Source organism: Dermacoccus sp. SAI-028 (assembly GCF_004346775.1).
GTDB lineage: Bacteria > Actinomycetota > Actinomycetes > Actinomycetales > Dermatophilaceae > Dermacoccus > Dermacoccus nishinomiyaensis.
This window is the reverse complement of record NZ_SMFS01000001.1, coordinates 289,719-302,397: the sequence shown is the minus strand read 5'-3', so window position 1 is coordinate 302,397 and position 12,679 is coordinate 289,719. Positions and strand designations below refer to the sequence as shown.

At 68.9% G+C, this 12,679-nt stretch carries 12 protein-coding genes and 1 riboswitch; of the genes, 4 read left to right on the top strand and 8 right to left on the bottom strand.

The window, feature by feature from the left end; all coding sequences use genetic code 11:
• Positions 1-2 precede the first annotated feature (2 nt).
• Positions 3-130: riboswitch (SAM riboswitch) on the bottom strand.
• 162 nt (positions 131-292) lie between these two features.
• Entirely contained in the window at positions 293-589 is a 297-nt protein-coding gene (locus EDC82_RS01460) for a hypothetical protein (RefSeq protein WP_131940369.1), read from the top strand.
• A gap of 60 nt (positions 590-649) precedes the next feature.
• Here EDC82_RS01460 and EDC82_RS01455 read toward each other — a convergent pair whose 3' ends face one another.
• From EDC82_RS01455 to EDC82_RS01430, 6 genes are all read right to left on the bottom strand, one after another.
• Positions 650-1,954 (bottom strand): cyclopropane-fatty-acyl-phospholipid synthase family protein, encoded by a 1,305-nt coding sequence (locus tag EDC82_RS01455; RefSeq protein ID WP_131940366.1) that lies wholly within the window; start codon positions 1,952-1,954, stop codon positions 650-652.
• Positions 1,951-3,348, bottom strand: a complete 1,398-nt coding sequence (locus EDC82_RS01450) for an FAD-binding oxidoreductase (protein WP_131940364.1) — start codon at positions 3,346-3,348, stop codon at positions 1,951-1,953. The genes EDC82_RS01455 and EDC82_RS01450 overlap by 4 nt, the downstream gene beginning before the upstream one ends.
• Positions 3,349-3,400: 52 nt before the next feature.
• Positions 3,401-4,666 carry an FAD-binding protein gene (locus EDC82_RS01445; protein ID WP_038566553.1) on the bottom strand — a complete coding sequence of 422 codons (1,266 nt, stop codon included), beginning with the start codon at positions 4,664-4,666 and terminating at the stop codon, positions 3,401-3,403.
• A gap of 194 nt (positions 4,667-4,860) precedes the next feature.
• Positions 4,861-5,871: an NADP-dependent oxidoreductase gene (locus tag EDC82_RS01440; protein ID WP_115296670.1), complete on the bottom strand. Its 1,011-nt coding sequence runs from the start codon at positions 5,869-5,871 to the stop codon at positions 4,861-4,863.
• Between the two features lie 196 nt (positions 5,872-6,067).
• Entirely contained in the window at positions 6,068-6,532 is a 465-nt protein-coding gene (locus EDC82_RS01435) for a GNAT family N-acetyltransferase (protein WP_051805511.1), read from the bottom strand.
• A gap of 91 nt (positions 6,533-6,623) precedes the next feature.
• Positions 6,624-7,790: an acyl-CoA dehydrogenase family protein gene (locus EDC82_RS01430; protein ID WP_131940362.1), complete on the bottom strand. Its 1,167-nt coding sequence runs from the start codon at positions 7,788-7,790 to the stop codon at positions 6,624-6,626.
• A 285-nt stretch (positions 7,791-8,075) separates the two neighbouring features.
• Here EDC82_RS01430 and EDC82_RS01425 point away from each other — a divergent pair, with 285 nt between their 5' ends.
• The 3 genes from EDC82_RS01425 to EDC82_RS01415 all read left to right on the top strand — a co-directional run bounded on the left by EDC82_RS01425 (position 8,076) and on the right by EDC82_RS01415 (position 11,035).
• Positions 8,076-9,113: a hypothetical protein gene (locus EDC82_RS01425; RefSeq protein ID WP_131940360.1), complete on the top strand. Its 1,038-nt coding sequence runs from the start codon at positions 8,076-8,078 to the stop codon at positions 9,111-9,113.
• Positions 9,114-9,131: 18 nt separating this feature from the next.
• Positions 9,132-9,476: a hypothetical protein gene (locus EDC82_RS01420; RefSeq protein WP_131940358.1), complete on the top strand. Its 345-nt coding sequence runs from the start codon at positions 9,132-9,134 to the stop codon at positions 9,474-9,476.
• A gap of 143 nt (positions 9,477-9,619) precedes the next feature.
• Positions 9,620-11,035: a hypothetical protein gene (locus tag EDC82_RS01415; RefSeq protein ID WP_131940356.1), complete on the top strand. Its 1,416-nt coding sequence runs from the start codon at positions 9,620-9,622 to the stop codon at positions 11,033-11,035.
• Positions 11,036-11,092: 57 nt separating this feature from the next.
• Here the strand turns inward: EDC82_RS01415 and pheA are convergent, their stop codons facing one another.
• Together pheA and EDC82_RS01405 are read right to left on the bottom strand one after the other, a co-directional pair.
• Complete coding sequence (gene pheA, locus EDC82_RS01410) at positions 11,093-12,217, bottom strand: prephenate dehydratase (RefSeq protein ID WP_038566544.1); 1,125 nt, start codon at positions 12,215-12,217, stop codon at positions 11,093-11,095.
• Positions 12,214-12,648 (bottom strand): DUF4446 family protein, encoded by a 435-nt coding sequence (locus tag EDC82_RS01405; protein WP_038566542.1) that lies wholly within the window; start codon positions 12,646-12,648, stop codon positions 12,214-12,216. Before EDC82_RS01405 ends, pheA begins: the two co-directional genes overlap by 4 nt.
• Between the last annotated feature and the right edge of the window lie 31 nt (positions 12,649-12,679).

The window sequence follows — 12,679 nt, the reverse complement described above, 5'->3', positions numbered from 1 at the left end:
CTTCGTTGCGCTTGCCGCCGCGTCGGTCGACGGGCGGCCGGGTCGTTACTCGGGGCACCCCGGCGCACGTGTGCGTTCGCATGGGGGTTGCCGCCCGGCCAGCCGAGACTTCGCGCCGGGGCTCGTGACCCGCACATAACGTAGCACTGGCCAAACATAAAGGTCGAGTTATGCATCAACGGCGGCCACACCGTGACATTCGTCAGGGGCCCGCCGCACCCGGGCGGCCATACTGAGAGCAGAACGCCCGTGGAGCACTCCCCCGTCGGTGAGCAGCGGTGATCGATGGTTCATGGTCGCCCTGACCGTGTTCGAGATCGGAGCGTCGATCGTCACGGTCGAGTTCGTGAAGTCGCATGGTGGCAGCGATTTCAGCGCGTACATGTGGTCGCTGCTCGCGCCGGCCGTCGGCGCTCTCGTCTACTGGGCGCGCACACGCCGCGCGTCAGGGGCCCGCGCCGCGATCCTCGCGTTCAACCTGCGCTCGGCGGCCGTCGTCATCGCGAACAGTTCGTTCCAGAACGCGTTCGCGTGGACGCAGATCATGACGGTGGCGGCGATGCTGGTCGGCATCACCCCACCGTCATGATTGCGCGTTGCCTGCGTCTGGACGGGCAACGGGCAGCCGCTCAGCACCGCCAGTGAGAGCTCAGGGTGCCCAGTGCGAGCCCAGCGGGTAGCCGCCGTTGTCGCCGTTGTCGGTCGTCTTCGTGGCGAGCACCTGGTGCAGGTGCAGCCAGCCCTCCTCGAACCCGAGGCGTGAACCGGCCATGTAGATGCCCCACACCTTCGCGGTCGGCAGGCCCGCCTCGGCGACGCAGAAATCCCAGTTCGCCTCGAGGTTGCGGCACCAGTCGCGCAGCGTCAGGGCGTACGACAGGCGCAGGTTCTCGTCGTGCTGAACCTCGAAACCGGCGTCGTGGCACTCACTGATGAGCCGCCCCGGCGAGGCGAGCTCGCCGTCGGGGAAGACATAGCGATCGGTGAACGGCTCCGGCTTGGCCGAAGCCGTGTCGTCGCGACGCGTGATGCAGTGGTTGAGCAGGCGGCCACCGTCGCGCAGCTTCGAGTGCAGGAACGAGAAGTAGTTGGCGTAGTTCTTCACGCCGATGTGCTCCGTGAGGCCGATCGAGCTGACGGCGTCGAAGCCCGTCTCGGTGACGTCGCGGTAGTCGCCGTAGCGGATCTCGACAAGGCTCTCGAGGCCCGCCTCACGCACGGCGCGCTGACCCCACTCGGCCTGCTCCTTGCTCAGGGTGACGCCTATGACGTGGACGCCGCGCTCGCGAGCGGCGTGCATCGCCATGCCGCCCCAGCCGCAGCCGACGTCGAGCAGCCGTTGGCCGGGCTGCAGGTCGAGCTTGTCGGCAACGAGGGCGAACTTGCGCTCCTGCGCGTCCTCGAGGGTGTCGTCCGGCGTGTCGAACACGGCGCACGTGTAGGCCATCGAGTCACCGAGCACCTTCTCGTAGAACGCGTTCGAGACGTCGTAGTGGTGCTTGATCGAGTCGGCGGCGCGGCTCACCGGGTTCACCTTGGCGAGGTGGCGCTTCCAGCGGGGCTCGTTCTCGACCTCGGGCAGCGGCGGGTGGACGAACGCCTTCGGCCCCAGCTGCTTGACGACGGGCGCGAGCGCCGACGCGACGCCCTTCGGCGTCAGCTGCTTCGTGCGCACGTCACGCTTGATGCGGCTGAACACCTCGTAGGGGTCACCAGGGTGGAAACCGGTGCCGGTCAGCGTGCCCGTCAGATAGGCGCGGGCGAGGCCGAGATCGCCAGGGGCGCTGAGGAGGTAGCGCAGCCCCTCCTCGCTCTCGACACGCACGGCGATGTCGCTGTCGCGCGGGCCGATGTCGGTGCCGTCGTACGCCGTGATGCGGAAGGGCAACGGCTCCTCCAACACGGCCTGGACGGCCTGGGCGACGAGGGGGTTGGCGGTCGTGGTCTGGCTCATGCGTGCGTCCTCATCTTGTCAGCGAACTCAGGAAGGCGGCCCTGCGGGTCGTACTTCGTCTTCATGCGGCGGTATTCGGCTGCGCCGTACAGCGCTTCGAACGTCTCGGCGTCGTAGTAGACGTCGGAATAGAGCGACTTGTGGCCGTGCATCGTCGGCAGCACGGCCTCGATGTCGCGGTTGACGTCGCCGTCAGACCGCCCGGGGGTGATGGCGACGGTGCCCCAGAACCCGACGTTGACGTACGTGCGGTTCGGTTCGAGCTGGTACAGCGGCCACGCGTCGTCGCCGCGCAGGCGCAGCGGGCACACCCACACGGGCGTCATGCCGACGTGCTCGTCGAACCACGGCATGAACGTCTCGAGCTGTTCGAGGGGCACCTCGACGTCCTGCACGACGCGCTCGCGCGGCAGTTCGCCGCGCATCTCGTCGATCCTCGCGGCGAAGCCCCAGCGGTTCTCCCACCCGACGATGCGGTGGTAGAAGTCGCTGCGACGGTACTTGCGCGGCCACACGCGTCGCACCTTCGGGTTCTGTGCGAAGAACGCGTCGGAGCACCAGAACCAGTCGGTGTCCCAACGCCAGATGTAGTCGTGCGCGCTCAACGTGTCGCGGTCGAGCTCACTGATGCTCTTGTAGAAGATGTTCTGCCCCGTGTAGTCGCTCGGGCGGCGGCGCGTCTCGGGGAAGAAGTTGGCGAGCACGAGATAGGCCTCGTCCTTGCTGACGATCATGCCGTCGAGGCCGTCGACGCGTTCGCCCTGCCACTCGCGGGTCTCGACGATGGCGTCGATCGCTCGCGTCATGGCTGCGACGCTCGCGAACCGCACGTTGCGCGTCTCGACGAGGTCACCGATCGGCTGCAGTTCGATGCGCAGACGCGTCGCGTAGCCCAGGCTGCCGTAGCTGTTGGGGAAGGCGCGGAAGAGGTCGGCGTGCTCGTTGGTCGGCGAGGCGGTGAGCAGCTCGCCGGTGCCGGTGAGGATGTCCATCTCGAGGACGGACTCGTGCGGCAGTCCGTTCTTGAACGACGTCGACTCGATGCCGAGGCCGGTGACGGCGCCGCCGAGGGTGATCGTGCGCAACTGCGGGACGACGAGCGGCATGAGGCCGTGCTCGAGCGTGGCGTCGACGAGGTTCTCGTACGTGCACATGCCCTGGACGTCGGCCATGCGAGCATCGGCGTCGATGCTGATGACGCCCGTGAGGCCGCTGACGTCGAGGCCCACCTTCGCCTTCTCGCGCGGACGGAAGAGGTTCGAGGTCTTCTTCGCGAGGCGCACCGTGGCGCCGGCGGGGATGGCTTCGAAGGAGGCCCTCAACTGCGCGACGGCAGAGGCGTGAGCGGCCTCACCGGCCAGTTCCACACTGGGCTGTTTTTTCTTATCGAACATCTATGCTCTCCACGTCTCAGGAAGTTACGCCTGCCCCGGTTGCAGCACCAAATCAGGCCGGCTCATTCCCGAGCAACCGCTCGACCCAGGCGTTGCGGAACATGCCGGACGGGTCATGCCGACGCGCCTCGCCGTCGAGGGCATGCAGTCCGGGGAACTGTTCGCTGAGCTGCTGTGGCGGTGCCGCGTGCAGCTTGCCCCAGTGCGGGCGCGGGTGGCCGAGTGCAGCTTCGAGGGCCGGCAGTTCACGGCGGACGGCGTCCGGGTCGCGGCGCCAGGTGAGGTGGATGGCGAGCATCTCGCCTGTGGCGAACGGGCTCGCACTGAGGCTGTCGCCGGCGACGGCGCGGATCTCCATCGAATGCGCGAGGCGGGCGAAGACGTCGGCGAACCGTGGCAGCGCTCGCAGGGCGTCCGCGACCGTTTCACGTGAAACAAAGTACTCGCTCTGCACCTCGTCGCCGACGCTGGGGGTGAAGTCGCTGCGGAAGTGAGTCAGCCGTTCGGCGCTCGGCCCGTGAACACCGAGCTGCTCAGTCACCGCGACGGGATCAGCGCCTGGGCTCGGGTGACGAGGGCTCGTGGCGGCGCGGGCGCCGGCGAGCTGCGCCGGAGCATCGACGCCGCGCGGACGCTTGGCGAAGAGCAACGCCCGACCGCCGTCGCTCCAGTCGGGGGCGATGCTGAACGAGTAGAGCGGGCGCGTCAGGTCGTCGAGATGGTCGACGAGGGTGTCGTATTCGAGCCCTTCGTACACCGTCGTTGCGATGTCGAACGCGGGCACGACGTCGAGGATCAACTCGACGACGGGCCCGAACAGACCGAGATGCACGGGATAGTGCTCGAACCCGGGTTCGCCGCGCGTCATCGTGTGCAGCTCGCCCGCAGCGGTGACGTGGGTGAGCGAACGCACCGCAGACGCGAGGCTCGGACGCTCCCAGCCGGAGCCATGCGTCGCCGTCGCGATGGCCCCGGCGACGGTGATGTGCGGCAGTGACGCAAGGTTCTCGAACGCCCAACCACGCTGCGCGAGAACGGCGTTGACCTGCGCATACGTGGCGCCGCCGTCGATGGTGACGCAGCGTGCGTCCTCGTCGAGGTCGATGCGACGCTCGAGGTCGAGGAGGCTGAGCTGCACGCCGTCTGTGTCGGCGATGTCGTTGAAGCTGTGGCCGGTGCCGACCACCCTCAGCCGCCCACCGTCGGCCGCTGCCCGGCAGACCGCATCCTGCACCTGCGACGTCGTCCGCGGCGCGTATCGCTCGCGTGCTTCGAAGACGACGGTGCCGGCCCAGTTCGTGGAAGGGAGCGCGCTCATCCCCCGACGTTATACCCGCCCGACGGCGCTCGCCCGGGGTGCTCGAGGCCGGGGTGCTGGGTCTACCGGCGAGTGAGTCACTCTCGTGTCCGGGTGAGTCAGTCAGGACTGACTCACCCGGACGTTGGTGACGCAGTTGGATCTCACGTCGCATGCGCCGCCCTGCGGGGCGTGGCGCGACAGGAGTCGAACGATCAGATCGAGACGACCATCTTGCCGGTGTTGGCGCCGTTCAGCAGGTCCATGAACGCCTGCGGCGCGTTCTCCAGGCCCTCGACGACCGTCTCGTCCCACTGAACCGAGCCATCGGCGAGCCACGTCGCCATCTTCTGCTGGAACTCGGGCACGAGGTCGCGGAAGTCGCTCTGGATGAACCCGCGGATCGTGATGCGCTTGCCGATGACGAGCGCGAGGTTGCGCGGCGCGGCGGGCGGCTCCGTCGAGTTGTACTGCGCGATGGCGCCGCACATCGCGATGCGCCCGTGGGTGTTCATCGACGAGATGGCCGCCTCGAGGTGGTCGCCCCCGACGTTGTCGAAGTAGACGTCGATGCCCTCCGGCGCGGCGTTCTTGAGCAGGCCGCGGACGTCACCGTCCTTGTAGTTGAAGGCGGCGTCGAAACCGAGCTCCTCGAGACGCGCGATCTTCTGTGCGGAGCCCGCCGAACCGATGACGCGGGACGCACCCTCGAGTTTCGCGATCTGACCGACGAGCGAGCCGACGGCACCAGCAGCGCCGGAAACGAACACCGCGTCGCCGGAGTGGAATTCACCGACGCGCATGAGCCCGCCGTACGCCGTGATGCCGGGCATGCCGAGCGCGCCCAGGTAGGCGGACGGCGACACCTGCGCGCCACCGACGTTCGTCGAGACCTTGCGTGCCGCCTTCGCGGGCACGACGGCCATGTCGCGCCAGCCGAGGCCATGGAGGACGAGGTCACCCTCCGCGAAACCCTCAGCGCGGGATTCGACGACCTCGCCGACCGCGCCGCCGTCGAGGGGCTCGTCGATCTGGAACGGCGGGACGTAGGACTTCACGTCGTTCATGCGGCCACGCATGTACGGGTCGACGCTCATGACGGTGTTGCGCACGAGCAGTTCGCCGTCGCTGAGGGCGGGGAGTTCCCGCGTCTCGAGGCGGAAGTTGTCGGAGGTGGGCGCGCCATGGGGGCGCGATGCGAGCACGATCATCTGAGAAGTCGTCATGCCCTCACATTGCCACGGGCCACCGACAACGCTCCAACCGAGCCGGTCGAAGCCCCCTGCGTATCCACGGTCCACGACGGTCGATTCAAGGGCGAATGTGACCGAAATCGCGGATGAGGACGCCGCTTGCGAAGATGGCCGAATCGCAGATGGGGACGACAATCGCGGAGGGGCGGGCCTTCAGGGACGCAGCGCGTCAGTGGTGGTCGCGCAGTTTCAGCTGGTAGTAGACCGTCGCGCCCGTGGTGTCCAGCTGTTCGAAGCCGTGCGATTCGTACAGGCGGTGCGCGTAGGCGTTGTTGCTCTGCGTGCTGACGCGAACGTGGTGCGCACCGTTCTCACGGGCACCGTCGAGTACCGCTTCGAGCAGCGACCCGCCGACGCGGCGTCCGCGTGCGGCTCCGTCGACGAACAGGTCGGCGATCACCCAGTCGTGAGTGAGGTGGATCGAGTCGAACGCGCGGTAGACCTGCGCGAACCCGACGACGCCCACGCTGTCCCGGGCGCCGAGGACGAGCGTCTGCCCCGTCTCGATGCGCTCGGCCAGAAACGTCCGCGCGTCTGGCGTTGGCGCCTTGCCGCAGAAGCTGCGGTACTGCTCGAACAGATCGACGAAATCCTCGACGTCCCCAGGCATGGCATGTGCGATATCGATGTTCACGCCTTCATCTTGCCCAATCGCGCACGCAGCGGCCTCTGGGCACCGCAGAGCGGTTCGCCGGGACTCGACGAACCGTTCTGCGGGCGTCAGGTCACAACGAGCGGGCGATGAGTTCCTTCATCACCTCGTTGGCGCCGCCGTAGATCTTCTGGATGCGCGCACCGGCGTACATCTTCGCGATGGGGTACTCGAGCATGAAGCCATAGCCGCCGAACAGCTGCAGGACGCGGTCGATGACATTGCACTGCACGTCCGTCGTCCAGTATTTCGCTCGCGAGGCGGTGGCCGAGTCGAGCTTGCCCTCCATGTGCAGCATGATGCAGTGATCGAGCAGAGTGCGGGCGGCGAGCACGTCCGTCGAGCACTCGGCGAGCACGAAGCGCGTGTTCTGCAGGTCCATCAGCGTGCCGTCGAACAGTTCACGCGACTTCGCGTGCTCGACCCCGAGCTTCACGGCCAGCTCCGCCGATCCGACGGCGGTGCACGCGAGGCCGAGGCGCTCCTGCGGCAGCTGCTCCATGAGGTGGTAGAAACCGCGCCCTTCCTCGCCGAGCAGATTCGCGACGGGTACGCGCATGTCGGTGAAGTGCAGTTCGCGCGTGTCCTGACCGTGCTGGCCGATCTTCTGCAGCACGCGCCCGCGCTCGAAACCGTCGAGGTCGGCCGTCTCGAGCACGATGAGCGAGATGCCCTTGTGCCCGGCGGCCTTGTCACGCTCGCAGGTGCGGGCCACGAGGACGATGAGGTCGGCGTGACCGGCGTTCGTGATGAACGTCTTCGAGCCGTTGATGATGAACTCGTCGCCGTCGCGCAGCGCGCGCGTCGAGACGCGCTTGAGGTCGGAGCCCGCGCCGGGTTCCGTCATGCCGATGGCGCCGACCCATTCGCCGGAGCACAGCTTCGGCAGCCACTTGCGCTTCTGCTCCTCGGTGCCGTAGGCGACGATGTAGTGCGTCACGATGATGGCGTGGACGACGAAGCCCCACGAGTCGTCACCGGCCTTCGCCTGCTCGATGGCGACGACGGCCTCGTGCGCGAACGTCGCGCCGCTGCCGCCGTACTCCTCTGGCACCGACAGGCCGAGCAGGCCCAGCTCACCCGCCTTCGTCCAGACGTCACGATCGACCTGGTGCTGTTCGCTGTAGCGGTCGATGTTCGCGAAGATCTCGCGGCTGAACGTGGCGGCGAGACGCTGGAGGTCTTCCAGTTCGTCGTCCATCCACGGCGAGCGGTACGGCAGGGGTGCGGCCGGGCCCATGGGTCTTTCCTTTCGTCGGTTCCACCAGTGTGCCCCACATCACAACAACCTTGGCGCTGCGGGCGCGTCTCATTCACTGCCCGTCGCACCGGGTCCTTCACCCGAAGGGACCAATGACCCTGAATCTATGTTGACCGTCAGGTACGCTTTATCGAACGCGAGTGGTGAAATCCGACACGCGTAGTGGGTCTGACGTCCGACCGGGTGGTGGCGGACGACAGGCCCGCGCGAGCCGCCACGGCGCCGCGCACGGGGGAAGCGCAACCGAGAACGAGGAGCTGCTGCATGGCCAGCCATGACGCCGGGTGGGAGGCGTTCCGCCAGGAGTTCCGCCACTGGATGGAGCTTCGGGGGATGACGAGCAGGGCCCTCGCCGCTCGCCTCAACGAGCTCACCGTCGACCAGCAGTTCGACGAGCACGTCGTCAAGCGATGGCGCCACTCCACGTCACCGCCCCTCGAAGCCGTGCCTCACATCGCCTCCCTGCTCGCGATGAGCGACGACCCGAGCGGTCAGGCTCCCTACGATCCCGCGTTCATCCTGCGTCGCATGGGCCTGCTCGCGCCCGCCGCGCCGGCCCAGGAACTTCTCGACACGAGCCTGCGCCTGCAGGAGCTTCGCCTGCGCCTCAGTGAGGTGCGCGGCCAGCTGAGCCGCCACGCCGCGCGCACCGGCGCCGGCCAGCTCGTCCAGACGGCGCTTTCGTACGGGTACGCCGCGGCAGTCTCTCCCGTCTGGGAGGGACCGGTCGGCTATCCGATGCACGTCGCCGACCGCATCGACTTCCGCACCCCGCGCGACGACATCCCTGCCGTCGAGGAGAACGACGAGATGCTCGCCGCGCTCGTCGCCAACGCCGCCGTGCCGGGCACCCGCCATCCACGATTCAGCACCCAGCCTGATGATCTGGCTGAACAATCGCACTGGGCGATCCAGCTCATCGGCCGCCCCTCGATGCGCAACGGCAAGGCCATCCACCCCGCCGCGCCGGCGATCGCCGTCACCGCCTCGACGACGAGTGCGCGGGCCGACGACGTGGGCGGCATCATCGCGTGGCTGCTCGGCTACGGCTTCGTCACGACCCGCGAGATCGCGCGTGAGCTGACGCGCAACCCGATCGCGACGGACGCGCTGCGCAGCGAGGTGCACGATCAGTTCGTCGCGCGCCCGCCGTCGCACCACGTGTGGTCGCACCACAGCGTCATGGTGCCGGAGGACAACCCGAACTCGCCGTGGGCCGCAGCCGACGGAACCGGCTCGCCCGGCCTCGTGCACATCCGACTCGTCGAGGATCACCGGCTCATCGAGTGGACGTCCGAATAGCTCGGCGGGCAGCTCGGCATGAGCGCCGAGGAAGCTCTGACGCTGACGCAGACCACCTCGTCCACCGTCGAGGCCCGCCTGCACAGCGGCGCGCTCGCGCACGTGCGACGACGCACCCTGCTCGTGCCGACACCGTTCGCCGAGACGTCGGCGCAGCGGTGGGAGAACGCCCTCGGCGCGGCGCTGGCCGCGACGCGCTTTCTCGCCGAGCTCGGCGTCGAGCGCACCGACGGCCTCGACGCCGTGCATGATCGGTTGATGCGAGACGAACCGGACATCGCCCCCTCCTTGCTGCGGTGGCTGGCCGACCACGAGTGCCCCCTGGTCAACCCGAAATTTTCGTCCTGGTCGAATAGGGTCTGACGAGGTCAAGCGAAGATTTCTGTTCACAGGTCGGACAACCGACTTGGTGCGCGGCCAAGCGAGCCGCGCCTTCCTACACTGGCCGGAAGCCACGGCATGCGCCCGCGTCGGACACGGGCACGCTCACGAGGGGACCACCGACGATGGCAGCGCACGACTCCAGCTGGGAGATCTTCCGCAGCGAACTCAAGCACTGGATGGAAATGCGCCGCTTCACGAACAAGGCGCTCGCCGAGGCGATCAACGCAGACCTGCCCTCCAGCGGTCTGAGCGCACCCGTCGACGAGCAGATCATCAAGCGCTGGCGGCACTCGACGTCACCGCCCCTGATGACGCTCAAGGTCATCGGACGCATCCTCGGCATGAGCAGCGACCCCACCGGCCGCGCCACCTACGACCCGACGCACCTGCCGCGCGTCATGGGCATCCTCGACCCCGCCCCCGAGAACGCCGAGCTCATCGAAGCCGCCTACCGGCTGCAGACGGTGCGCGCCAAGATCGCCGAGGCCCAGAGCACCCTGACGGCGATCACTGCTGACGAGGGCGCCGTCAACGTCGTGCGCGCGGCCGCCGCGTCGGGGCTCGGCGCCGCCGTCCTGCCCGTCTTCGAGGGCCCGCGCGGCTACCCGATGCACGTCTCCGACCGCATCGACCTACGCGCCCAGGGCGCCGAGGCCACCGCGCCGCAACCGAACCAGTACCCCCTCGTCCATGACGCGCTGCACGACGCGTTCGCCGTCCGCAGTCGACGCGCACCGCGCTTCGCCGACACGAGCCTGCAGCCCAACCCCGACGCCTACGCCGCCTGGGCCGTGCAGCACGTCGGCTGCCCGCGCACGAGCGCGGTGGATCGCCCCCACGTCGGCCTGCCCGCCATTGCCATCACGTCCGTCACGACGACGCCGTGGCCCGACGACGTGGGCGACATCGTCGCGATGGTGCTCGGCTACGGCTTCACGACGACGCGTGAGCTCGCCCGCGAGCTGGTGAGCGACCCCTATGCGGCGGAACCGCTGCGCGCCGACATCCATGACAACTTCCTCTACGCCGCGACCCCGCTGTGTCGCGTGTGGACGCACCACAGCGCCGTCGTTCCGCCGGCGAACGACCATGCGCCGTTCGGCGACGCGCAGGGCCGCGTGACGAGCCAGCTGCTGCACTTCTACGTGCGCGAGGACGATGCTTCCCTGCGTCACGCCGCCGAGCACCCGGCGAGCCGCCTCGACCCCGTCTCTCCGGAGGAGCTCGACGCCGCCGTCGCCCGCACGCGCGCGACGCGCGCCGAACTCGACGCACGGTTCGAGCGCGTGCAGGACAACCCGCGCATCCGGCGCATCGACTACGCCTTCACGCCCGAGGCCGAGGACCGCTGGGCGCTGGTGTTCGCGATGACGCTGACGATCCTGCGCAGGCTCGACGAGCTGGGCGTGCGCCTCGACCTCACCGAACTGCACGAGCGACTCGCGCGCACCGAACCGCAGGTCGCACCGCAGGTGCTGCGCTGGCTCGCCGACCACGACGCGCCGTTCGTCGAGTCGCGTCACCGCACGCTGCACTGACGGGCGACTGACGCGCGGCGCCCTGCGACGAGGAGACCCCGTTCAGGCGGACGGCCCTCAGCGCAGCGCGTGCAACCACGCGCGGGCGTCGGCGAAGGCCTCGTCGCTCGTCTCGGGCGTGACGTCGACGGGACGCTTGTCGGCGCGCGCGTACGAGCCGAGATAACGCACGTCGGCGGCCACGCGCTTGAGCCCCATGAGCGCCTCCCCGACACGTTCGGACGCGATGTGCCCCTCGATGTCGAGCGAGAAGCAGTAGCTGCCCATCGCCTCGCCCGTCGGACGCGATTCGAGGCGCGACATGCTGATGCCACGCGTCGCGAACTGCTCGAGCAGTTCGAGCAGCCCCCCGGCGCGGTCGGCGTGCTGGTAGAGCACGAGCGTCGTCTTGTCGTGGCCCGTCGGCGCGGGGGTGCGGGGGCGGCCCGCGGCGTCGCGGGCCTTCGTCACGAGGACGAATCGGGTGACGGCGCCCGCGTTGTCGCCGATGTGCGTGGCGAGGGTCTCGAGGCCGAATACGTCGGCGGCCATCGGCGCGCACACGGCAGCCTGGAAGTTCTCTGCGGCGTCATCGGCGAGGCTCTGCGCGGCGGCGGCCGTCGAAAGCGTCGGCACGTAGGTCGCCTGTGGCAGGTTCGACGCCATCCAGCCGCGCACCTGCGGCCACGCGTGCGAGTGCGACCCGACGCCCGTGATTTGCTCGGCGCGCGTGCCCGGGCGGGCCGCGAGGACGAACGTGATCGGCACGAGCACCTCACCGACGAGCAGCAACTGCGAGTCCGTGGGTGCGCCGGCTCCCGCGTTGAGGGCGTCCAGCGTGGAGCTCACGCCACCCTCGACGCTGTTCTCGATCGGCACCATGACGCCGTCGACGCCACCCGAACGCACCGCGTCGAGCGCGGCCGGGACGGTCGCGAACGGGACCGAGCGTTCCAGGGCAGCCGCGACGAGGTCGTCCGTCGCGGTTGGGGCGCCGGACGAGCTGGGAGTCTGGTGCGAACTCGCCTCACCGGGGGTCGAAGCACCCGCGGCAGGCGTGGTCGCGTCCGCCCCCTCGTCACTGGCGGGACGCACCGCTCCGGCGGTGTCACGCCTCTGCTGCTCGAGCCACCCCCGCAGCGCAGCCTGCGTGAACGTGCCGGCAGGGCCGAGGTAGCCGTAGGTCGGTTCGTCGTGCGTCATCGGGCATTCCCCTCACCGGCGCGCGCCGCGGCGACCGCCTGCTTCTCCTCGGGCGTGAGCTCGCTCGAACTCGCGCCTGCTTCGACACTCTTGGCGTACGTGCGTGACTCGGCGCGCCCGTGGATCGACGAGATGACGAGACCGTCACCGGCGTCATCGACGAGGGCCGCCGAGAACGACAGCTGACCCGCCATGTCGCCGAACGCGTCGTAGCGGACGACTGCGACGTGCTTGAGCGCGCGTCCCGAATCGGCGCGGGCTGCGGCGAGTTCGGTTCGAGCAGCGGCGATGTCGCGCGCCACCTGGCGCGGGCCGCCGTCGTCGTCACCGATGATGGTCGCGAGGCGGGCCTCGCTCGCGCGGACCTGCACGAGCGCCCACCCGGCGAGCAGGAGAGCACACACTGCGACGGCGAGAGCGACGGCGATCACGACGTCAGCCTATGCAACCGGGCGTGGTCGA